The organism is Sphingomonas sp. UV9, assembly GCF_004101245.1.
GTDB lineage: Bacteria > Pseudomonadota > Alphaproteobacteria > Sphingomonadales > Sphingomonadaceae > Sphingomonas.
In genome coordinates this window covers 884973-904699 of record NZ_SCIN01000001.1, presented here as the reverse complement: position 1 = coordinate 904699, position 19727 = coordinate 884973, and the positions used below count along the sequence as shown (strand labels likewise).

At 66.5% G+C, this 19727-nt stretch carries 26 protein-coding genes and 1 other RNA gene; 14 read left to right on the top strand and 13 right to left on the bottom strand.

The window, feature by feature from the left end:
* Positions 1-94: 94 nt before the first annotated feature.
* From EQZ23_RS03910 to aroQ, 5 genes are all read right to left on the bottom strand, one after another.
* Entirely contained in the window at positions 95-433 is a 339-nt protein-coding gene (locus tag EQZ23_RS03910; RefSeq protein WP_055875939.1) for a P-II family nitrogen regulator, read from the bottom strand.
* Between the two features lie 191 nt (positions 434-624).
* The gene (locus EQZ23_RS03905; protein ID WP_128453113.1) at positions 625-960 is read right to left on the bottom strand and encodes an arsenate reductase family protein; all 336 of its coding nucleotides are present in this window, start codon (positions 958-960) and stop codon (positions 625-627) included.
* 249 nt (positions 961-1209) lie between these two features.
* Entirely contained in the window at positions 1210-2562 is a 1353-nt protein-coding gene (accC, locus tag EQZ23_RS03900) for an acetyl-CoA carboxylase biotin carboxylase subunit (protein WP_128453112.1), read from the bottom strand.
* The gene (gene accB / locus EQZ23_RS03895) at positions 2562-3050 is read right to left on the bottom strand and encodes an acetyl-CoA carboxylase biotin carboxyl carrier protein (protein WP_128453111.1); all 489 of its coding nucleotides are present in this window, start codon (positions 3048-3050) and stop codon (positions 2562-2564) included. Before accB ends, accC begins: the two co-directional genes overlap by 1 nt.
* A gap of 14 nt (positions 3051-3064) precedes the next feature.
* Positions 3065-3499: a type II 3-dehydroquinate dehydratase gene (gene aroQ, locus EQZ23_RS03890; RefSeq protein WP_128453110.1), complete on the bottom strand. Its 435-nt coding sequence runs from the start codon at positions 3497-3499 to the stop codon at positions 3065-3067.
* A gap of 116 nt (positions 3500-3615) precedes the next feature.
* Between aroQ and thiS the strand changes: the two genes are divergently transcribed.
* The 3 genes from thiS to EQZ23_RS03875 all read left to right on the top strand — a co-directional run bounded on the left by thiS (position 3616) and on the right by EQZ23_RS03875 (position 5821).
* Positions 3616-4611 carry a sulfur carrier protein ThiS gene (gene thiS / locus EQZ23_RS03885; RefSeq protein WP_128453109.1) on the top strand — a complete coding sequence of 332 codons (996 nt, stop codon included), beginning with the start codon at positions 3616-3618 and terminating at the stop codon, positions 4609-4611.
* A 120-nt stretch (positions 4612-4731) separates the two neighbouring features.
* Entirely contained in the window at positions 4732-4914 is a 183-nt protein-coding gene (locus EQZ23_RS03880; RefSeq protein ID WP_056050734.1) for a CsbD family protein, read from the top strand.
* 244 nt (positions 4915-5158) lie between these two features.
* Complete coding sequence (locus tag EQZ23_RS03875; RefSeq protein ID WP_128453108.1) at positions 5159-5821, top strand: HAD-IA family hydrolase; 663 nt, start codon at positions 5159-5161, stop codon at positions 5819-5821.
* 5 nt (positions 5822-5826) lie between these two features.
* Here the strand turns inward: EQZ23_RS03875 and EQZ23_RS03870 are convergent, their stop codons facing one another.
* The 5 genes from EQZ23_RS03870 to EQZ23_RS03850 form a co-directional block, all read right to left on the bottom strand.
* Complete coding sequence (locus EQZ23_RS03870) at positions 5827-6021, bottom strand: hypothetical protein (protein ID WP_128453107.1); 195 nt, start codon at positions 6019-6021, stop codon at positions 5827-5829.
* 87 nt (positions 6022-6108) lie between these two features.
* Positions 6109-7098 carry an alpha/beta hydrolase gene (locus EQZ23_RS03865; protein ID WP_128453106.1) on the bottom strand — a complete coding sequence of 330 codons (990 nt, stop codon included), beginning with the start codon at positions 7096-7098 and terminating at the stop codon, positions 6109-6111.
* Between the two features lie 89 nt (positions 7099-7187).
* On the bottom strand, positions 7188-7613 hold the full coding sequence (locus EQZ23_RS03860) for an MAPEG family protein (RefSeq protein WP_128453581.1): 426 nt from the start codon (positions 7611-7613) through the stop codon (positions 7188-7190).
* Between the two features lie 99 nt (positions 7614-7712).
* Positions 7713-8768: a deoxyhypusine synthase gene (locus EQZ23_RS03855; RefSeq protein WP_128453105.1), complete on the bottom strand. Its 1056-nt coding sequence runs from the start codon at positions 8766-8768 to the stop codon at positions 7713-7715.
* 162 nt (positions 8769-8930) lie between these two features.
* A complete protein-coding gene (locus tag EQZ23_RS03850; protein WP_128453104.1) occupies positions 8931-10166 on the bottom strand; it encodes a type III PLP-dependent enzyme in 1236 nt (411 codons plus the stop codon).
* A 137-nt stretch (positions 10167-10303) separates the two neighbouring features.
* On the opposite strand from EQZ23_RS03850, the gene EQZ23_RS03845 reads away from it, so the two are divergent.
* Positions 10304-11266, top strand: a complete 963-nt coding sequence (locus EQZ23_RS03845; RefSeq protein WP_206364153.1) for a threonine/serine dehydratase — start codon at positions 10304-10306, stop codon at positions 11264-11266.
* 1 nt (position 11267) lies between these two features.
* Here EQZ23_RS03845 and EQZ23_RS03840 read toward each other — a convergent pair whose 3' ends face one another.
* The gene (locus tag EQZ23_RS03840) at positions 11268-11870 is read right to left on the bottom strand and encodes a hypothetical protein (protein WP_240663182.1); all 603 of its coding nucleotides are present in this window, start codon (positions 11868-11870) and stop codon (positions 11268-11270) included.
* Positions 11871-11972: 102 nt separating this feature from the next.
* On the opposite strand from EQZ23_RS03840, the gene EQZ23_RS03835 reads away from it, so the two are divergent.
* The gene (locus tag EQZ23_RS03835; protein ID WP_128453103.1) at positions 11973-12152 is read left to right on the top strand and encodes a hypothetical protein; all 180 of its coding nucleotides are present in this window, start codon (positions 11973-11975) and stop codon (positions 12150-12152) included.
* A gap of 35 nt (positions 12153-12187) precedes the next feature.
* Here EQZ23_RS03835 and EQZ23_RS03830 read toward each other — a convergent pair whose 3' ends face one another.
* On the bottom strand, positions 12188-12844 hold the full coding sequence (locus EQZ23_RS03830) for an alpha/beta hydrolase (protein ID WP_128453102.1): 657 nt from the start codon (positions 12842-12844) through the stop codon (positions 12188-12190).
* 81 nt (positions 12845-12925) lie between these two features.
* Between EQZ23_RS03830 and EQZ23_RS03825 the strand changes: the two genes are divergently transcribed.
* The 9 genes from EQZ23_RS03825 to EQZ23_RS03785 all read left to right on the top strand — a co-directional run bounded on the left by EQZ23_RS03825 (position 12926) and on the right by EQZ23_RS03785 (position 18959).
* Positions 12926-13963, top strand: coding sequence for an aminotransferase class V-fold PLP-dependent enzyme (locus EQZ23_RS03825; RefSeq protein WP_276318451.1), 1038 nt, complete (start codon positions 12926-12928; stop codon positions 13961-13963).
* Positions 13960-15045 carry a cysteine desulfurase family protein gene (locus tag EQZ23_RS03820; protein ID WP_128453101.1) on the top strand — a complete coding sequence of 362 codons (1086 nt, stop codon included), beginning with the start codon at positions 13960-13962 and terminating at the stop codon, positions 15043-15045. Before EQZ23_RS03825 ends, EQZ23_RS03820 begins: the two co-directional genes overlap by 4 nt.
* A complete protein-coding gene (locus EQZ23_RS03815; RefSeq protein WP_128453100.1) occupies positions 15042-15347 on the top strand; it encodes a 2Fe-2S iron-sulfur cluster-binding protein in 306 nt (101 codons plus the stop codon). The genes EQZ23_RS03820 and EQZ23_RS03815 overlap by 4 nt, the downstream gene beginning before the upstream one ends.
* A 109-nt stretch (positions 15348-15456) precedes the next feature.
* The gene (locus tag EQZ23_RS03810) at positions 15457-15759 is read left to right on the top strand and encodes a hypothetical protein (protein ID WP_206364152.1); all 303 of its coding nucleotides are present in this window, start codon (positions 15457-15459) and stop codon (positions 15757-15759) included.
* An 81-nt stretch (positions 15760-15840) separates the two neighbouring features.
* Positions 15841-16083, top strand: coding sequence for a hypothetical protein (locus EQZ23_RS03805; protein ID WP_128453099.1), 243 nt, complete (start codon positions 15841-15843; stop codon positions 16081-16083).
* A gap of 60 nt (positions 16084-16143) precedes the next feature.
* An RNA gene (gene ffs, locus EQZ23_RS03800) (signal recognition particle sRNA small type) lies at positions 16144-16239 on the top strand.
* Between the two features lie 363 nt (positions 16240-16602).
* Positions 16603-18312 carry a DNA polymerase III subunit gamma/tau gene (locus EQZ23_RS03795; protein ID WP_128453098.1) on the top strand — a complete coding sequence of 570 codons (1710 nt, stop codon included), beginning with the start codon at positions 16603-16605 and terminating at the stop codon, positions 18310-18312.
* Positions 18309-18632, top strand: coding sequence for a YbaB/EbfC family nucleoid-associated protein (locus EQZ23_RS03790; protein WP_128453097.1), 324 nt, complete (start codon positions 18309-18311; stop codon positions 18630-18632). The genes EQZ23_RS03795 and EQZ23_RS03790 overlap by 4 nt, the downstream gene beginning before the upstream one ends.
* An 84-nt stretch (positions 18633-18716) precedes the next feature.
* Positions 18717-18959, top strand: a complete 243-nt coding sequence (locus EQZ23_RS03785) for a hypothetical protein (RefSeq protein WP_128453096.1) — start codon at positions 18717-18719, stop codon at positions 18957-18959.
* Between the two features lie 91 nt (positions 18960-19050).
* Here the strand turns inward: EQZ23_RS03785 and mtgA are convergent, their stop codons facing one another.
* The gene (gene mtgA, locus EQZ23_RS03780) at positions 19051-19722 is read right to left on the bottom strand and encodes a monofunctional biosynthetic peptidoglycan transglycosylase (protein WP_128453095.1); all 672 of its coding nucleotides are present in this window, start codon (positions 19720-19722) and stop codon (positions 19051-19053) included.
* Between the last annotated feature and the right edge of the window lie 5 nt (positions 19723-19727).

Here is a 19727-nt window from a genome sequence, read left to right as displayed (position 1 = left end):
CGCCGCAGCAGGCTATTTCCACAGAATGTTGCGTCGCGTCAAACGGAACTCGGTGCGCTGGGTGGCGGTTCGGCCGCCCCCCCCATCAGCCGGATCAGATCGCGTCGTCGTCGCGCTCGCCGGTGCGGATGCGGAGCGCGCTCTCGACCGGGATGACAAAGATCTTGCCGTCGCCGATCCGGCCGGTCTGTGCGGCCGCGGCGATCGCCTCGACGACGCGCTGCGCGAGCCCGTCCTCGACGACGACCTCGAGCTTCACCTTGGGCAGGAAGTCGACGACATATTCCGCGCCGCGATACAGCTCGGTGTGGCCCTTCTGCCGGCCGAAACCCTTGGCCTCGGTCACGGTGATGCCGCTCACGCCGATCTCGTGGAGCGCTTCCTTCACCTCATCGAGCTTGAACGGCTTGATGATGGCTTCGATCTTTTTCACAGCTACGCCCCTGACAGTCGTTGAAACCCTCGCCCCGGTGGGGCGCTCGCGAAACCCACGCCCCATGGGGCGCCTTGCACCAAGCGTGCCAGCCGCAGCGCGCTTGGGCAACCGCGGATTAGCGTTGATTTCACTGCCCGAAATTGCGGCACATGGACGGTGCGTGCGCAATGTCAGGGCAGGGCATGCCGTCACAGTATCTCGTGCAGCCGCGCGATGGGGCGACCGAGGCGGACTCCCTTGTCCGTCTCGACCAGCGGCCGTTCGATCAGCAACGGGTCGATCACCATCGCGTCGAGGATCGCCTCGGCGTCGCCATGCTTGACCGCCTTGGCGCCGTCCTCGGCCATGCGGAGGCCCTGCCGCGGGGTCATGCCGGCGCGGGCGTAGAGGCGGACGAGTTCCGCGCGGGTCGGCGGGGTCTTCAGATATTCGACGATCGTGACGTCGGCGCCGGCATCCTGCAGCAGGGCGAGCGCCTCGCGGGACTTGGAGCATCGTGGGTTGTGGTAGATCGTCGCCTTCACGCATGCTCCGTTATCATCTGACACACCGTCATCCCAGCGAAAGCTGGGATATTCCGCTCGGTTTGCGATACGGCCCGAACGGGGAGATCCCAGCTTTCGCTGGGATGACGGTTGGGGTGGGGCGGGATGTCCAGTGGGCTCCGTACGTCACCCGCAGAGTGCATACCCCGCTTCTTGTTCTCCCGCGAAGGCGGGAGCCCAGACTGGGCTCCCGCCTTCGCGGGAGAACAAGCTTAGTACCGTAGGAAGTTACGCCCCCTGCTTCGCCAACCACTCTTCCAGCCACTTGATCGTGTAAGCGCCTTCCTGGAACTCGGGATCGTCGAGCAGCGCACGGTGCAAGGGGATCGTCGTAGTGACGCCCTCGATCACCATCTCCTCGAGTGCACGTCGCAACCGCCGCAGCGCGCCCTGGCGGGTCGTGCCGTAGACGATCAGCTTGGCGATCATCGAGTCGTAGTAAGGCGGCACGCGGTAGCCGGCATACAACCCGCTATCGACGCGGACGTGCATGCCGCCCGGCGCGTGATAGACCTTCACCAGCCCCGGCGACGGCGCGAAGGTGCGCGGGTCTTCGGCGTTGATGCGGCATTCGATCGCATGGCCGCGGAACTGGACGTCCTGCTGGCGCAGCGTCAGCGGATGGCCCTCGGCCACCCGGATCTGCTCGCGCACGAGATCGAGGCCAGTGATCATCTCGGTCACCGGATGCTCGACCTGCAGCCGCGTGTTCATCTCGATGAAGTAGAATTCGCCCGCTTCCCACAGGAACTCGATCGTCCCCGCGCCGCGATACGCCATGTCGGCCATCGCCTTGGCGACGATCCCGCCCATCCGCTCGCGCTCTTCCGCGGTGATGATCGGCGAGGGCGCTTCCTCGAGCACCTTCTGGTGACGGCGCTGGAGCGAGCAGTCGCGCTCGCCGAGATGGATCGCATTGCCTTCGCCATCGCCGAAGATCTGGAATTCGATATGCCGCGGATTGCCGAGGTATTTTTCCATGTAGACGGTGGCATCGCCGAACGCGGCCTTCGCCTCGCTGCCGGCCTGCTGCATCTGCGTTTCGAGGTCTTCGGGATCGTTGACGACCTTCATGCCGCGACCACCGCCGCCCGAAGCCGCCTTGATGATTACCGGATAGCCGATCGATTCGGCGATCCGCTTGGCCTCGGCGATGTCGCTGATCGCACCGTCCGAGCCGGGAACGAGCGGAAGCCCGAGCGCGCCCGCAGTCCGCTTGGCCTGGACCTTGTCGCCCATCGTGCGGATATGCTCGGGTTTCGGCCCCACGAACAGGATATTATGCAGCTCGACGATCTCGGCGAACTGCGCGTTCTCGCTGAGGAAACCGTAGCCCGGATGGATCGCATCCGCACCGCTGATCTCCGCCGCCGAGATGATGTTGGGGATATTCAGATAGCTGTCGGTCGCCGACGGCGGTCCGATGCAGATCGCCTCGTCCGCGAGCCGCACGTGCATCGCATCGGCGTCGGCGGTGGAGTGCACCGCTACCGTCTTGATGCCCATCTCGTGACAGGCACGGTGAATCCGCAGCGCGATCTCGCCGCGGTTGGCGATGAGCAGCTTTTTGATTGGCCGCATTATTCCACCACGACCAGCGGCTGGTCGAACTCGACCGGCTGGCCGTTCTCGACGAGGATCGCGGTGACAGTACCGGCCGACGGCGCGACGATCGTGTTCATCACCTTCATCGCCTCGATGATCAGCAGCGTGTCGCCCGCATTCACCTTCTGGCCGACCGTCGAGAACGGTTTCGCCTCGGGGTTGGCGGCGAGATAGACGGTGCCGACCATCGGCGACTTCACCGCGCTCGCGCTGATCGCGGGGGCGGATGCGCCCACTTCGGCCTGCGGGATCGCGAGCGGGGCGGAGACGGGGGCCGCCGCGGGGGAGGGCGCATAATGCGCGACGGGCGCGGCCTGCGCGGCCTTGCGCGCGACGCGGATGCGGCGCGAGCCGTCCTCGACCTCGATCTCGGTCAGCTGCGTGGTATCGAGCAGTTCGGCGAGCTGGCGCACCAGGGTCACGTCGACCTGCATTGCGCCTGTTGTTTCTGGTGTATCGGTCATGGCGGGGTCTCCTGTCAGAACCGTGCGACGGCTTCAAGCGCGAGCAGATACGAAAGCGCGCCGAAACCCGCGATCGTGCCCTTCGCGGCCTGGCCGACCAGGCTCACATGCCTGAATGACTCACGCGTGTGGGGGTTGGAAAGATGCACTTCGATCACCGGCGTCTTGACGCCCTTGATCGCGTCATGGACCGCGACCGAGGTGTGCGTGAACGCGCCGGCGTTGAGGATCACCGCCTTGGCGCCACGCGCCTGCGCCTCCTGGATCCAGTCGACGAGGTGCCCTTCGTGATTCGACTGGCGCATGTCGATCGTCAGGTCGAGCGCGCGCGCACGATCCTCGAGCATCCCGGCGATGTCATCGAGGGTTTCGTCGCCATAGATCTCCGGCTCGCGCGTCCCCAGCAGGTTGAGGTTGGGGCCGTTCAGGACGAATATCGTATCGGGCAAGGGCAGCCTTTCGATCGGGGTCGGTTGCGGGCTCGCCGAGGCGGGCCCTATATGCGCGGCTTCATACCCGTTCGTGTCGCGCGAAGTCGAGACACCCAGCAGGCGATCGATACATCATGGCGCATTCCGACGGCACAGTCTCCATCACCGTGAACGGCGAGCACAAGCGGGTCGCCGACGGCTTGACCCTCGCGGCGCTGGCGATCGAACTGGGCCTCGTCCCCGAGAAGATCGCGGTCGAGCGCAACATGGAGGTCGTCCCGCGCTCCACGCTGGCGGACGTGATGGTCGAGGACGGCGACGATCTCGAGATCGTGCATTTCGTCGGCGGCGGCGATCATGAGGCGGATACCTGGACCGTCGCCGGCCAGACGTTCACGTCGCGGCTGATCGTCGGCACCGGCAAGTACAAGGATTTCGCGCAGAATGCCGCCGCGGTCGAGGCATCGGGCGCGGAGATCGTCACCGTCGCCGTCCGCCGCGTCAACGTGCTCGATCGCAACGCGCCGATGCTGACCGACTTCATCGATCCGAAGAAGATCACCTACCTCCCAAACACCGCGGGCTGCTTCGACGCGGAGTCCGCGATTCGCACGTTGCGGCTGGCGCGCGAGGCGGGGGGCTGGGAGCTGGTGAAGCTCGAGGTGCTGGGCGAGGCGAAGACGCTCTATCCCGACATGGTCGAGACGCTGCGTGCGACCGAGATCCTGGCCAACGAAGGCTTCAAGCCGATGGTCTATTGCGTCGACGATCCGATCGCCACCAAGCGGTTGGAGAATGCGGGCGCGGTCGCGATCATGCCGCTGGGCGCGCCGATCGGCTCGGGCCTCGGCATCCAGAACCGCGTGACGATCCGGCTGATCGTCGAGGGGGCAGGGGTGCCCGTGCTGGTCGACGCGGGCGTCGGCACCGCCTCCGATGCGGCGGTGGCGATGGAGCTCGGCTGCGACGGCGTGCTGATGAACACCGCGATCGCCGAGGCGAAGAATCCGCTGATGATGGCCGCGGCGATGAAGGCCGCGGTCGAATCGGGGCGGCTCGCCTACCGCGCGGGGCGCATGGGCCAGCGTCGCTACGCCGATCCGTCGAGCCCGCTGGCGGGGTTGATCTGAGCCGCAAGCAATGCGGGGTCATGACGCAAACGTCACGGAACCCGCGGTAAAGACGACCGTTATACCTTCACAAGTTCAAGCGGCCCGGCAGTCGGGCCCGCACAATTGATGGAGGCTCTGATGGGCGAATTCACCGACAAGGTCGCGGCAGCAGGCAACAAGGTCGCAGGCAACGTCAAGGAAGCCGTTGGCAAGGCAACCGACAACGAGAAGCTGGTAGCCGAAGGCGAAGCGCAGCAGGCCAAGGGCACTGCGCAGAACGTCAAGGGCAGCGTCAAGGGCGCGCTCGGCGACGACATCTAAGCTTCGGCTTGGTGCAGGAATATAGGTCGCTCCGGGAAACCGGAGCGGCCTTTTCTTTGTGGATCGCCTCCTAGCCGTCGCCACCCCGGCGAAGGTCGGGGCCCAATCGGGAAACAATCCTGATTGAGCGCAACGCTTCGTTACCTCGGGCATTCCAATTGGGCCCCGGCTGTCGTCTAGGTGGTGCAGGGAGCAGGACGGAACCGCCTTGCCCAAACTGCCAACCCCGATCACGAGCACCCGCATGACCCTCCCCACCCGCAGTTACGCCGCATTCCTGTTCGACATGGACGGTACGATCCTAACCTCGATCGCATCCGCCGAGCGGACCTGGACCGCATGGGCGATCGCGCACGGCCTGGACGTGGCTACGTTCCTGCCGACGATCCACGGTGTGCAGTCGGTCGAGACGATCCGCCGGCTCGGCCTGCCGGGCATCGACCCGGTCGTCGAGGCCGCCGGGATCACCGCTGCGGAGATGGAAGACGTCGGCGATATCGAACCCATCGCGGGCGCGGCGGCATTTCTCGCAAGCCTGCCGCCCGAGCGCTGGACGATCGTTACCTCCGCTCCCCGCGCACTGGCCCAGGTCCGCCTGAAGGCGGCGGGCATGCCCGTCCCCGCCACGATGATCGCCGCCGATGACATTCCGAGGGGCAAGCCGGCGCCCGACTGTTTCCTGACAGCGGCCGATCGGCTTGGCGTCGCGGCGAGCGATTGCCTGGTGTTCGAAGATGCCGCCGCCGGGATCGCGTCAGGGAAGGCTGCAGGCGCCGACGTGGTCGTCATTACGGCCACTCACGGTAGCAGTCATGCGAGCGACGACGATTCCTATCGGGTGAAGGACTATAGGGATCTCGCGGTCGTCGTCGACGCGCGCGGGGCGATGACGGTAACGCGAGGCTGACGCACCTACCGGTCGATCGTCCGGCCTTCGGCCCGCTGCGCCCTGGCGATAAGTTCGTCCAGCGCGGCTTCGTCCAGCCGCCCGGCGGTACGCAGGGCCGCTTCGGGTGTCATCGCGATCACGCCGCCATTCGGTCCGTCGATCACGACCTCGCCGTTCTCGTGAAATACGTCGCGTGGTTCTGCGAACGGCTGTGTCACTTGGCGTCTCCCGTGAGATAAGGATAACGCCCGATCCAGCCAGTCGGTCCCACCATGTTGCGAATCCCTACGCGCCCGGCGCGTCCGTCAGGCCAAGACCAGCTCGCCCATCCACCGATCGAACAACTGGGGCCACAGGGATCCGGGCGAGCGCGGTGAGAGGCGCGTGCCGAAGCCATGGCCGCCACGCTGGAGGAAATGCGCCTCTGCCGGGATGCCCACGCGCCGGGCCGCGGCGAGCGTGTCGACGCTGTTGGCGACCGGCACGGTGCCGTCGTCTTCGGCATGGACCAGGAACAATGGCGGTGCGCCGGCCTTGAGCTGGCGATCGATCGCGTAGCGCGCCTGCACGGCCGGCAAAGGATCGGGGCCGAGCAGGTTGGTGCGCGATCCGCCGTGGCTCCGACCCGGGTCCATGTTCGACACCGCGTACATCAGCCCCGCCCAGGCCGGGCGTGCCGAATGGCGGTCGGCCGCATCGACGGCGCGATACGCCGCGAAGTCGTGGAGCACCGCCAGCGAACCGGCGAGATGCCCGCCCGCCGAGAAGCCGAGCACGCCAAGCTTCTCCGCCCTGATCCCGTACGTGCGTGCGTTGGCGCGGATCAGCCGCATCGCGCGCTGCGCATCGGCGAGCGGCACGTCGGCACGATCGGCCCAGCCTTCGCCCGGCAGGCGATAGCTCAGCACGAACGCGGTGATGCCGAACGCGTTGAGTGCGCGCGCGACGTCGATGCCCTCGTTGCGGAGCGAGGTGATGTAATAGCCGCCGCCGGGTACGATCAGTACCGACCGGCCGTCCGGACGCGCCGGACGAAATACACCGACCTCCGGCCGAACGACGCCGCGCATCTGGAAATCGCGGTACCCATCTGGATAGCGCGGCGTGCTCGGATGCGGCGTCGGCAGCGGGTTGGGTGCGCCTGCCGGAATCCCCGGCCATAGCGTGAACCGCTCTGCGGGAGGCCAGACGGGCATCCCCGACGCGCGCGCCTTGGCCCCGGTCTGCGCGAACGCTGCGGGCGCGAGTCCGGCGACGAGGGGGAGGGACAGGAGCGAGCGGCGATCGAAAGTCATGGCAGCGTGGCTAGCCGATGCGATGCCCCTCAGCCTAGTCCCCGCGAGTATCTGCCCTGGTGATTTGGCACGCTCGAGGCGTTCATCGCTTAGAATACGGCCATTGCGGCATGCAGCGTCAGCGCGACCAGCAGGAGACTCGACAGCGCGAACAGAAGGAAGCGCGTCCGCACGCGGTTGCTCGTCACCTGCACGACGCTGTGAGCGACGCGTAGTGCCACATAGCCCCAGGCGATCCAGGCATTGACGCCGTAGCCCGTTCCCGAAATCGCCAGCACGGCGCAGACCGCATAGAACAGCGTCGGCTGTTCCATCAGGTGGTTGTAGTTATGCGCCTTCCACTGCGTCTTCGCCGGCAGGCCCCGGTCCGCATCGGCGGCTTTCGTGCCGACCAGTGTGGCCATGTTGATTCCGGCCGCCTTCATCGCCGGCAGTCGCGTCGCAAGCGTCCAGCCCAGCATTATCAGGGTCCACGCGATCAGCGCCACCATGGGTCGCAGGATCTCGCTATGGATTACGCCGTCCTGCATGAAAAAGCCTCCCCCGGTTACCCGGAGGAGGCTGCCTCAAGCGCTTGGTCGATGCAATGTCGGCTGGCTGTTACGCCAACCGGTTCAGTCGAACGACGCACCCCACTTGCGGACCGGACGGTCCTTCCAGAGGCCGCGGTGATACGCGTCCGACGCCAGCAACGGCATGACCGAACCCGCCTCGGCGAACACCATCTGCTCGATGCCGGTGTTGACCTTGCCCCACGAGGCGGCCTCCTGCAGCGTCGACGACGAGCACGCACCGTCGCGCACGTCGGCGACCGTGATCTGCACCGCATACTTGTGGACCTGGACGTCGTCGTGACCGAGAATCTCGGCGCAGACGACGGTGTCCTGGATGAAGTTCTTCGGCACGCCGCCGCCGATCATCAGCAGCCCGGTGGTGCCCGCCTTGATCTTGATCTCGGTGAGCTCGCGGAAATCGGCGATCGCGTCGAGGACCATGTACGGCTTGCCCGCCTTCGCCGCATCGACCTGGTGCTTGACCAGACCGAAGCCCGCCGAAGAGTCGACGAACGCCGGGCAGAAGATCGGCACGTCATGCTCATAGGCGAGCTTAACGAGGCTGTTGTCCTTCTTGCCGTGCTCGACGAGATACTTGCCCATCTCGCGGATGAACTCGCGGCTCGAATAGGGGCGGGGTTCCAGCGTCTCGGCGATCTCGAAGATCGTGTGGTCGACGTGCTGGAGCTCTTCCTCGTCGATATAGGTGTCGTAGATCCGGTCGATCATCAGCGAGCGCAGCACGTCGTCGTGCGGCACGTCGAGCGCCTGATAATGCTTGTGGCCGAGGCCCTCGAAGAAATCCATGTCGACGATCGTCGCGCCAGTCGCGACGATGCCGTCGATCATGTTGTTGCGCAGCAGCTCGGCATACAGGTCCATGCAGCCGCCGGCGCTCGTGCTCCCTGCGATCACCAGGAAGATCGTGCAGTCCTTGTCGGCGAGCATCTGGTTGTAGATGTCGGTCGCGCGGCCGAGGTCACGGCTGGTGAACGACATCTTCTTCATCGCATCGACGATCGGCCGCGCGTCGAAGCTGGTGATGTCGATATGCTCGACGGTGGTGGACAGGAGCTCAGCCTTGCGCTGCGCGTCGATGCGAGTGTCTTCGGTCATGTCTAATATCTCCTGATCCCCCCTCCCGCCTGCGGGAGGGGGCTAGGGGGTGGGCGCCCGCTCACCGCGAACGCGCCGGATGTGGAAAACGCGCGCCCACCCCTCGGTCCCCTCCCGTAAACGGGAGGGGAAGACGAAGAGCGAACGATTACTGAGTGTTGGTTACAGCTTGACGACGTTCGACGCGAGGTCCTGGAACGTCTCGTCGTACAGCGTGACCATCGGTTCGTCGGTGACGATCACCGTCTCGTCCGATCCGAACCCGTTGAACGCGGTCCGCATCGCCGAGCCGTACGCGCCAAGCATGCCGATTTCGATATAATCACCGGCCTGCGTATCCGCGGGCAGCATGAACGGGCCGACCATATAGTCCATGTCGTCGCACGTCGGACCGTAGAAGCTGAACTCCATGTCCTTCGCACGGCTGTCCGGCTCGCGGAGCAGTTCGACCGGGAAACGCCAGCCGATATGTGCCGCATCGAACAGCGCGCCATAGGCGCCGTCGTTGATGTACAGCTCGGTCCCGCGACGCTTCTCGACACGCACGATGATCGACGAATATTCCGCGCACAATGCCCGGCCCGGCTCGCACCACAGCTCGGACGAATAGCTGACGGGCAGCGATTCGAACGACCGGTGGATCGTCTCGAAGAAATGCTCGAGCGGCGGGGGCTCCATGCCGGGATAGGAGGACGGGAAGCCGCCGCCGACGTCGATCACGTCGACCGTGACCGCCGCCTCGACGATCGCTGCACGGACGCGCTCCATTGCGTTGGAATACGCTTCCGGCGTCATCGCCTGCGAACCGACGTGGAAGCAGATGCCGAGCGCGTCCGCCGCCTGGCGGGCTGCGAACAACAGCTCCTTGGCTTCATGCGGCGCCGCGCCGAACTTCGACGCGAGGCTCAGCTTCGAATGCTCGGACGACACGCGCAACCGGACACACAGCGTCAGGTCGGTCGCTTCGTTGGTCGCGCGAACGACCTTGTCGAGCTCTTCGAGGCTGTCGAGGCTGAAGGTGCGGACGCCGTGCGTGAAATACGCCTCGCGCACCGCTTCCTCGGCCTTGACCGGGTGCATGAAGCACAGGGTCGCTTGCGGGAGCGTCCGTGCGACCAGGCGAACTTCGGCGATCGACGCCACGTCGTAATGCGTGATGCCATTGTCCCACAGGATCTGCAGGAGTTCAGGAGACGGGTTCGCCTTCACTGCGTACATCGAGCGGCCCGGGAACTTCTCGACGAAGAACCGAGCGGCGCGCGCAGCAGCGTGCGGACGAACGAGCGTGACCGGATCAACCGGGCGCCCTTTAGCGATGTCGATGCCGCCCGAAATTACGGGTGTGTCGGCGGTCGAATGGGCTTTCGCTAACCCCAGCGCGATATGATGCTTGACCAATTCAAGGGACCTCCAATGTCCTGAGACAAATTACAAAAACACTGCCTTGCGGTTGGAAGTCCCATGGGGCAGCGGAAGGGCGATTTAGGGTCGCTTGCCCCCCGTGTAAATAGGGTAGGCCGCATAGGAGCCAGTGTGTGACGATTTTGCGACAGCCGACACGGGCGGGCGTGCGCGATGCAGCGGAGAAGATCGCGCGTATCCTGCCGCCGACGCCACTCTTCGTGAGCGAAATCAGAGGTGTGCCGGTCGCGTTCAAGGCCGAATCGCTCCAGCCGGTCGGCGCGTTCAAGATCCGCGGCGCTTGGCATCGACTCACCGCATTGGACGAGCGGGCGCGGTCGAAGGGCGTCGTCGCGTTCTCGTCGGGTAATCACGCGCAGGGAGTCGCGTGGGCGGCCAAGCGGCTCGGCATCGCCGCGACGATCGTGATGCCGGCGGATGCACCGCGACTGAAACGCGAGGCGACCTTGGCGCTCGGCGCCGAGGTGGTGACCTACGACCGCGCGACCGAAAGCCGCGAGACGATCGCCGCCGGGCTTGCGGAAGCGCGGGGCGCAACGCTGGTGGCGAGCTTCGACGACCCGTGGATCATCGAAGGGCAGGGCAGTGCGGGGATCGAGGCGGCGGCGCAGATGGCCGCGCTTGGGCTGGGCGTCCCGCGCCGGGTCGTGATCCCGTGCGGCGGCGGTGGTCTGTCGGCAGGGATCGCACTGGCGCTGAACGAGAGCGCGATCACCGTGGTCGAACCCGAAGGCTGGGACGACATGCGCCGCTCGCTCGAGGCATCATGGATCGAACCCGTCGGCCCCAACCCGCCGCCAACCGCGTGCGATGCGCTCCAGACGTTGCGCGTATCGCCCCTCACCTTCGACGTCCTCTCCCGCCGCGACGCCACCGGAGTCGCGGTCAGCGAATCGGAAATCGCCGCGGCGCAGCGCTGGGCAGCGGAGAAATTGCGGCTGGTGATCGAACCGGGGGGCGCCGTGGGGCTGGCCGCGGTGCTATCAGGAAAGGTGCCACGCGCTCCCGGCCTGTTGGTAATCCTGTCCGGCGGCAACGTCGATCTGGCCGCCTATGCGAAGGCGTTGGCCGGCTGACTTACGCTTTGGGCGCCACAATCGTTTTCGGTGGCCCGGCGCAGGCATAGGCTTGCTTATACGGCCGGTTCCAACACGCGACGAACCCGTCGAGGATGTTGAGGTTCATCGGCCACGCATAGGCACGGGGTTTGCCGTCCGCCCCGATCGGCGCGTACCCCGCCGGGCGCGGCAGCGCGGTGAGCTTGGCACGAGCCGCGTCGAGCCCCGGGAGGTCGCGACGCAGAAACGCGATGCTGCCGTCGACGTAGAGGTTCCAGCCGAACCCCGCATCCTCCTCCGCCGACTTGCGCGCGGCGTCGAACAACGCGATCGCGCGCGCCGTCTGCCCGGCATTCGCACGCAACTGCCCTTCGTGCCATTGCAGCAGCCCGGCGGTGCGCGCGTTGGCGGGATGGCTCGACCGCCATTCGGCGATCAGGTCGGCCGCCTGCGCATCGCACCCGGCCTTGGCGAGCGTACGCCACCCGCCGGTCATCGTCCGGTCGAACGCGCGTTCGTCGAGCGCCATCATCGCGGGCTTGTCGTAGCGGCAGCCGGTGGAGGAGGCCGGCGGTGTCTCTGTCTGGATCGGGGCGGCGAGGAGCGCCAGGAAAGCCAGCATCACGAACTCCGATGATCCGAACAAGATCACCGATGCTATGGCCGCCACCGGCGCCGCGTCAACGCCGCTTCAATCGCGCGCGCCCTACGGCTATGCCACGGCATGAACGCCGCTCTGACAACCATCGCCGCCGCCGCCCCCGCCATCGCCATGCTGAGCATGTTCGCCTGCCTAATCGGCGGCACCGTGCTGATCGTGAAGCAACGCGACGTGAGGAAGGGCGTCCTGATGCTGGTGATGGCCGCAGTGCTGCTGGCCAACGTCGCGATCTGGACGCTTTAAAGAACCCTCTCCCCGAAGGGAGAGGGTTCAAGCGCTCACCGGATCGGCGAGTTCGGGTCGAGACGCATGTCGAGATACTTGTCCACCGACCCCATCAACTCGGGCATCTCGTGCTCGAAGAAGTGGTTCGCCTTCGGGATCGTATCGTGATGGATCGTGATGTGCTTCTGCGTCCGCAGCTTGTCGACCAGCTTCTGCGTCGCGCCCGGCGTCGCGACCTCGTCGCCCTCGCCCTGGATGATGATCCCGCTCGACGGGCAGGGTGCCAGGAAGGTGAAGTCGTACAGATTTGCCGGCGGTGCCACCGAAATGAACCCGCGGATCTCAGGACGGCGCATCAGCAGCTGCATGCCGATCCAAGCACCGAAGCTGACGCCTGCGATCCAGGTCGTCTGCGCTTCGGGGTGGAAGCTCTGCACCCAGTCGAGCGCGCTCGCCGCATCGGACAATTCGCCGACGCCATTGTCGAACACGCCCTGGCTCTTCCCCACGCCGCGGAAATTGAACCGCAGCGTGGCAAACCCGCGCCGCTGGAACGTCTTGTACAGCTGTTGCACGATCGCGTTGTTCATCGTGCCGCCGGCGGACGGATGCGGGTGCAGGATCATCGCTACGGGCGCGCGGGGACGCGGACCCGGGGCAAAACGACCTTCGAGACGGCCTTCGGGACCGGGGAAAATGACTTCTGGCATGGGGCACTCGCGAACTGGAGGCGCACTCGGGTGGAGTGACGGAATATGCGCGCTATATAAGGGCCGAGCCCCTTTTCGCAATTGGAACCGACCCTGTCCCGCAACGGCCCGCGCATCTACCTCGACCACGCCGCCACCACGCCGATGCGCCCCGAGGCGGTCGCCGCAGTGATCGAGGGCATGGCGCGCTGGTCGAACCCGTCCTCGCCGCATGCTGAGGGGCGCGCGGCTAGGGCGGCGCTTGAGGATGCGCGCAAGCGGATCGCGGCGGCGCTCGACTGGCCGCATCACGTGATCCTGACCAGCGGCGCGAGCGAATCCGCGGCGTTGGCGTTGCGCGGGCGGCCGGGTGTCGCTGTGGCTGCAGTCGAGCATGACGCCGTCCTCCGCGCGGCCGAGCAGCCAGTCATGCTGGCGGTCGACGCGGGCGGTATCGTCGAGCCACTCCCGTTCGTCTCGAGCGAAACCACCGCGCTGCAATCCGCCAACAGCGAAACCGGCGTCCTGCAAAGCCCTCCCACCGGCCTATGGATCGCCGACTGCTCGCAGACTGCGGGCAAGCGCCCGCTGCCCGACGCCGATCTCATCATCGTCTCCGCGCACAAGCTCGGAGGCCCCCCCGGCATCGGCGCGCTGCTGGTTCGCGACCTCGGCCTGCTTGACCCGACCGGCGGGCAGGAGCGCGGCTATCGCGGTGGCACCGAAAACCTGCCCGGCGCGCTCGGTTTCGCCGCCGCACTCGAAGCCCCCCGCGACTGGTTCGCCGACATGGCGGACCTCCGCGCGACCCTCGATGCCGCGATCGTCGCCGGCGGCGGCGAGATCGTCGCGCAGCATTCGCCCCGCATCCCGACGATCGCCTCCTACCGCCTGCCCGGCGTCAGCTCCGCCGCACAGTTGATCCGCCTCGACATGGCCGGGTTCGCGGTCTCCGCTGGCAGCGCCTGTTCGTCGGGCAGCATGCGCCCGAGCCACGTCCTCGGCGCGATGGGCTATTCCCCAGAAGCGGCCGCCGAAGTCGTCCGCGTCAGCTTCGGCTGGACCACGACGCAAGACGATGTCGCGAAGTTCGCCGAAGCCTGGACGCGCATCGCCACCGACGTCAGGCGGGCCGCATGACGTATCTCGATTATCAGGCGACCACCCCGCTTGCGCCCGAAGCACTCGCCGCGATGCTCCCGTGGCTCGCATCGCAGCACGCCAACCCGCACTCCCCCCACCGCGAAGGCCGCCGTGCGAAAGCCGCCGTCGAAGTCGCCCGCGATCAGGTCGCGGCGTTGCTCCCCCCCGGCGGCCGCATCGCCTTCACCAGCGGCGCGACCGAGGCGCTCAACTGGGCGATCAAGGGCACGACCGGCCCGATCGTCACGCTAGAAACCGAACATGCCGCCGTGCTCGACACGGTCGCAGCCGAGGCGGGGAGGGGGCGCCCCGTCACGATCCTCCCGGTCGGCACCGACGGCCTGACAGGCCCCGACGCCGCCCGCGCTGCGATCCAGCCCGGCACCGGGCTCGTCGCCGCGATGCTCGTCAACAACGAGATCGGCGTGATCCAGCCGATCGCCGCGCTCGCCGACATCGCGCACGAAGCCGGCGCGCTGATGCTCTGCGACGCGGTGCAGGGCTATGGTCGTATCCCGATCCCCGACACAATCGACCTCGTCGCCATATCCGCGCACAAGGTCCACGGCCCCAAGGGCATCGGCGCACTCTGGATCCGCGATGGCGTCGATCTCGCCCCGCTGATGCACGGCGGCGGACAGGAAGCGCCCGGCCGCTCCGGCACGCTCTCGCCCGCCTTGTGCGCAGGCTTCGGCGTCGCCGCGCACCTCATGGCCGACCGCAAGGACCAGGACGCCGCGCACATCGACCGCCTCTGGTCGCTCGTGCTCGATCGGCTGGGCCCCGGCTGGACCGTGAACGGCGCGACCGATCACCGCTATCACGGCAACCTCAACATCTGCCGCGAAGGGCTCGACGTGAACCGCCTGATGTCCGACCTGCGCGACATCGCCTTCTCCGCCGGGTCCGCCTGTGCGAGCGGATCGGGCCGCTCCAGCCACGTCCTCCGCGCGATCGCGCTCACCGAAGCGCAGGCGCGCTCCAGCATCCGCCTCGGCTTCGGCCGCTACACCACCGAAACAGAGCTCCGTGCCGCGGTCGATGCGATCGCCAGCGCGGCGAAGGCGCAATGGCCATGATCGTCCGCTTTATCGCCCGCGATGGCACCGACACGAGAGCCTCCGCGACCGCCGGCGACCGCCTGCTCGACGTCGCGCAGGCGCACCACCAGCCGCTCGAAGGCACCTGCGAAGGCCAGCTCTCCTGTGCGACCTGCCACGTCATCGTCGACCCCGCCGACTTCGCCCGCCTGCCGCCGGCGAGCGAGGACGAGGAGGACATGCTCGATCTCGCGCACAACGCGACGCGGACCAGCCGTCTCGCCTGCCAGATTCGCCTGACCGACGCGCTCGACAACCTGACGGTGCGAATCCCGGGGTAGGTCAGCAAAGCTTACAGGAAGACAACGGCCGGTTCAGGGAACGTCCACGCCGAGAAGCGGATTATCCCCTCATCGCCCCAATGTACGGGGCATGAGAGGAGTAACGGACATGAAGATCATCGCAATGTTCGCCGCTGGCGCTTTGGCCGCCGGAACCTTGTTCTCGGCAGCCCCTGCCGACGCACAGCGCCACGGTTGGGGCGGCCACCGCGGTGGTGGCGGCTGGCACGGCAATCGCGGCTGGAACGGTCCGCGGCACGGGTATCGTGGCGATCGCGGGTATCGTGGGTATCGCGGCGGATACCGAGGCGGGTACGGCTATCGCGGACCGCGTGGCTATGGCCGATCGCGCGTCGTGTGCCGGATCCAGCGCGGTTATTACGGGCCCGTTCGCCGCTGTTTCCGTCGCTGATACGGAACCGTAACGACCTGATCCGTGTTGTTAACATAGGTTGTAGAGCTCATCGGAGCCCGCACCCGCAGGAGAGATAAAATGAAGTTGTTCACCCTTGCCGCCGCCGGTCTTGTCGCACTCACCGGCCTCGCGCCGGTCGGCATCGCCGCCGAAGCGTCGGCCCAGCGCAACGTGGTCCATGAGCGCACCGTTGTTCGCCACAATGGCAACCGCCCGGGCTATCGTCGTCACGCCGTTCGCACGCGCAAGGTGTGCCGCAACGTGTATCGCAACCATCATCGCCAGCGCGTTTGCCGCACGGTGCGCTACAACCGTCGCTGACCGATAGGCCGCTAACGCTAAAGCGGCTTGATCATCCCGCCCGACCCCGCCATATGCGCCGCGGGAGTCGGGCGGACGTGGTCGTCGCCAACTTGGTCAGATCCGGAAGGAAGCAGCCACAACGACTCAGCTACGGGTCGTCCCGGCTCCCACCGCGAACGTTTGCAAGCAAGCGTGAGCGCGGCCAGCGGTGCAAAGCACCGTCTGACGATGCGGCTTGGCCGCAGCGCACTTCTCGCTAAACTTCTTCCTGCGTTATAGCGACATCGCGAACGCCCGAACAAATCGTTCACAAAACGTTCCACCCCATGTCCTACAGCGCCGCCCCACGCCATAGCGCACAGATGGTCCCCACCGCGCCTACTCCCGCCATCCGCGACCATCGCCGGACTCCGCGCGAGCATCTGCACTTCGTGCACTTCACTTCCCACCGACGCGCCTCGACAAAACCGAGCGTCTGCACTTTCTATACTTCACTCCCCTTCGACAGCGCGCGCGGCACTCGCTATGACGACCGCAATGTCAGATTCCTTCGACCTGGGCGAACCCCTGCAGCCGGCCAAATCGCCTGACGTCGCCTATCGCGTGCTCGCGCGTAAATACCGTCCGCAGACCTTTTCCGAGCTGATCGGGCAGGACGCGATGGTCCAGACGCTCGGCAACGCGATCAAGCGCGACCGGCTCGCGCACGCGTTCCTGATGACCGGCGTCCGCGGGGTCGGCAAGACGTCGACCGCACGCCTCATCGCCAAGGCGCTCAACTGCATCGGTCCCGACGGGCAGGGTGGCCCGACGATCGACCCCTGCGGCGTGTGCGAACCGTGCCGCGCGATCGCCGAGGGTCGCCATATCGACGTGATCGAGATGGATGCCGCCAGCCACACCGGCGTCGACGACGTCCGCGAGATCATCGACGCGTCGCGCTATTCGGCAGTGACCGCGCGCTTCAAGATCTACATCATCGACGAAGTTCACATGCTGTCGAAGAACGCGTTCAACGCGCTGCTGAAGACGCTCGAGGAACCGCCACCCCATGTGAAATTCCTGTTCGCGACGACCGAAGTGAACAAGGTGCCCGTCACGGTGCTGTCGCGGTGCCAGCGCTTCGACCTTCGCCGAATCTCCGCCGAACAGCTCGCCAAGCATTTCGCCTGGGTGTCGACCGAGGAAGGCGTCGTCGCCGATCCCGAGGCTCTGATGCTGATCGCACGTGCCGCGGAGGGCTCCGCGCGCGACGGCCTGTCGATCCTCGACCAGGCGATCGCGCACGCCGGGCTCGAAGGCGGCGGCGTCACTGCGGCCGCCGTGCGCCAGATGCTCGGCCTGTCCGACCGCGGTGCAGTCCGTGACCTGCTCGCGCTGATCCTGGCCGGCGACGGGGCAGGGGCGCTCGCCTCGATGCGCCGTCAATATGATTACGGCGTCGACCCGCTGTCGGTGCTGCGGTCGTTGCTCGAAACCGTCCACGGCATCACGCTGACCAAGGTCGGCACGCCCGCCGATGCCGCGCAACCGATGGAGGAGCGCGCGGCGCGCGAGGAGTGGGCGGCGTCGCTCGGCTATCCCGCGCTGCACCGCCTGTGGCAGCTCTTCCTCAAGGGCCATGACGAGGTCGCCAAGGCTGCGCTGCCGATCGAGGCGGCGGAGATGGCGTTGCTGCGGGCGATCTACGCCTCGACGTTGCCCGATCCCGGCGAACTCGCACGGCAGATCGCCGGCGGATCGGCACCGGTCGCGACGGCATCGCCGCCAGCGTCGGCACCGCCGACCGCCCAGTCTCCGTCCGGCGAGTCACCACCCTGGGCGGCGGCACCGGCTCCAGGGCCGTCCGCGCCCAAGCCCGTCGAAACCGGGCCGATCCTGCCGCCGACGTTCGAGGCGCTGGTCGATCTTCTCGACGAGTCCGGCGGTCTGGCGATCGCGGCGCGGTTGCGGCACGGTGCGCGGATCGTCAGCTACGCACCGCCCGAGTTCGCGCTCAGCGGTAGTCGTCCTGTCTCGGCCGACACGCTCGCCGAGTTGAACGCGCTGTTGAAGACGGTCACGCGGACGCCTTGGAAGGTGTCGATCGTCGATGCCCCCGGCGCACCGACGCTGCGCGAGGCGCAGGACGCGGCCGACGCGGCGATCCAGCAGGCTATTCTCGAATCCCCCATAATGAAGGCCGCGGTGGCAGCGTTTCCGGACGCCAAGCTCGAATCGTGGCCCGGCCAAAGGAGCAACGCATGAAGAATATCGATGAAATCCTCGCCATGGCGCAGAACGTCCAGAGCGAACTCGAAAAGGCGCAGGCCAATCTCGACACGATCGAGGTCGAGGGCGCGTCCGGTGGCGGGCTCGTCAAGGTGAAGGCGTCCGCCAAGGGCCGCATCATCGGCATCGCGATCGACGATTCGCTGATCCAGGTCAGCGAGAAGCAGATGCTCGAAGACCTGCTGACCGCCGCGTTCAACGACGCGCGCGCCAAGGCGGATGCGGTCTCGGGAAGCGAAATGTCGAAGATGACCAGCGGGTTGCAGCTGCCACCAGGCTTCAAGCTGCCGTTCTGAACCACTTCGGTTAGGTCGTTTCGGCACGGGAACAATCGCTCGTCGATCGGCGTTGCGCTCTTCAGTAATCACGGAGAGTAAAAGATGGCCGAAGAGCGCATCGTCGAAACGCCGACCACCCATACCACGATCATCGAACGCCGCGGCGGTGGTGGCGGCATGCTGATCGGCATCGTCCTGCTGATCGCGGTATTGATCGGCGGGTTTTATCTGTTCAGCCGGTCGGGCGCGCAGAATAACAAGGACGCCGCGATAACGTCGGCCGCGAAGAGCGTCGGCGGTGCCGCCGAAAAGGCCGGCGATGCGGTCGAGAAGTCGACCCAGTGATCGCCGGTAGCTTGTTTCCCCGCGAAGGCGGGGACCAAGTCTGGGCCCCCGCCTTCGTGGGAGAACCAGCGACTTGGTGATACTGCCGCCCCTAGCGCAGGCAGCTATCTAGCCCGTCGTTCCGCACCACCGAAACGCGCCGCGACAGCGTGTTCCCGTGTTTCCGAACAAAGCCACGCGGATCGATCGCCGCGCGCTTCTTCGGCAACGGTAACACCGCTGCGATCCGGCCCGCTTCGGTCGGCGAGAGCTTCGAGGCGTCGTGATTGAAATACCGGATCGCCCCGGCATTTGCGCCGTAGGTCCCGATCCCGGTCTCGGCGATATTGAGATACACCTCCATGATCCGCCGCTTCGGCCACAGTGCCTCGATCAGCACGGTGAAATATGCCTCGAACGCCTTTCGTAGATAGCCACCGCCCTGAAACAGGAACGCGTTCTTCGCGGTCTGCTGGCTGATGGTTGAGCCACCGCGAATACGCCCGCCTCGCGCGTTGCGCGCTGCCGCCCCCGCCATCGCCTTGAAATCAAAGCCGTTATGCGAGCAGAAGCGCGAGTCTTCGCCGCCGATCGCGGCGCGCGCCATGTCAGGGTCCATCTCCGACAACGGCATCCAGTCCTTGGTGACGCCGCGACCCGCGATCACGTCGCCCATCATCGTCCAGGTGAACGGCACCGGCACGAACCGGTAGATCCCGACCCAGGCGACCGTGACCAGCACGAACGCGAAGACGATTTTGAATGCAATGCGGAGGAAGCCCATCGGCG

Bases quoted from the DNA above. Each gene is read 5' to 3' on its own strand.
- EQZ23_RS03795 (WP_128453098.1), top strand. From the start codon at position 16,603: ATGTCAGATTCCTTCGACCTGGGCGAACCCCTGCAGCCGGCCAAATCG.
- EQZ23_RS03820 (WP_128453101.1), top strand. From the start codon at position 13,960: ATGACGTATCTCGATTATCAGGCGACCACCCCGCTTGCGCCCGAAGCA.
- accB (WP_128453111.1), bottom strand. From the start codon at position 3,050: ATGACCGATACACCAGAAACAACAGGCGCAATGCAGGTCGACGTGACC.
- EQZ23_RS03805 (WP_128453099.1), top strand. From the start codon at position 15,841: ATGAAGTTGTTCACCCTTGCCGCCGCCGGTCTTGTCGCACTCACCGGC.
- EQZ23_RS03840 (WP_240663182.1), bottom strand. From the start codon at position 11,870: ATGCTGGCTTTCCTGGCGCTCCTCGCCGCCCCGATCCAGACAGAGACA.
- EQZ23_RS03855 (WP_128453105.1), bottom strand. From the start codon at position 8,768: ATGACCGAAGACACTCGCATCGACGCGCAGCGCAAGGCTGAGCTCCTG.
- EQZ23_RS03790 (WP_128453097.1), top strand. From the start codon at position 18,309: ATGAAGAATATCGATGAAATCCTCGCCATGGCGCAGAACGTCCAGAGC.
- thiS (WP_128453109.1), top strand. From the start codon at position 3,616: ATGGCGCATTCCGACGGCACAGTCTCCATCACCGTGAACGGCGAGCAC.
- EQZ23_RS03865 (WP_128453106.1), bottom strand. From the start codon at position 7,098: ATGACTTTCGATCGCCGCTCGCTCCTGTCCCTCCCCCTCGTCGCCGGA.
- EQZ23_RS03835 (WP_128453103.1), top strand. From the start codon at position 11,973: ATGAACGCCGCTCTGACAACCATCGCCGCCGCCGCCCCCGCCATCGCC.
- EQZ23_RS03830 (WP_128453102.1), bottom strand. From the start codon at position 12,844: ATGCCAGAAGTCATTTTCCCCGGTCCCGAAGGCCGTCTCGAAGGTCGT.
- mtgA (WP_128453095.1), bottom strand. From the start codon at position 19,722: ATGGGCTTCCTCCGCATTGCATTCAAAATCGTCTTCGCGTTCGTGCTG.
- accC (WP_128453112.1), bottom strand. From the start codon at position 2,562: ATGCGGCCAATCAAAAAGCTGCTCATCGCCAACCGCGGCGAGATCGCG.
- EQZ23_RS03880 (WP_056050734.1), top strand. From the start codon at position 4,732: ATGGGCGAATTCACCGACAAGGTCGCGGCAGCAGGCAACAAGGTCGCA.
- EQZ23_RS03875 (WP_128453108.1), top strand. From the start codon at position 5,159: ATGACCCTCCCCACCCGCAGTTACGCCGCATTCCTGTTCGACATGGAC.
- EQZ23_RS03815 (WP_128453100.1), top strand. From the start codon at position 15,042: ATGATCGTCCGCTTTATCGCCCGCGATGGCACCGACACGAGAGCCTCC.
- EQZ23_RS03785 (WP_128453096.1), top strand. From the start codon at position 18,717: ATGGCCGAAGAGCGCATCGTCGAAACGCCGACCACCCATACCACGATC.
- EQZ23_RS03810 (WP_206364152.1), top strand. From the start codon at position 15,457: ATGAAGATCATCGCAATGTTCGCCGCTGGCGCTTTGGCCGCCGGAACC.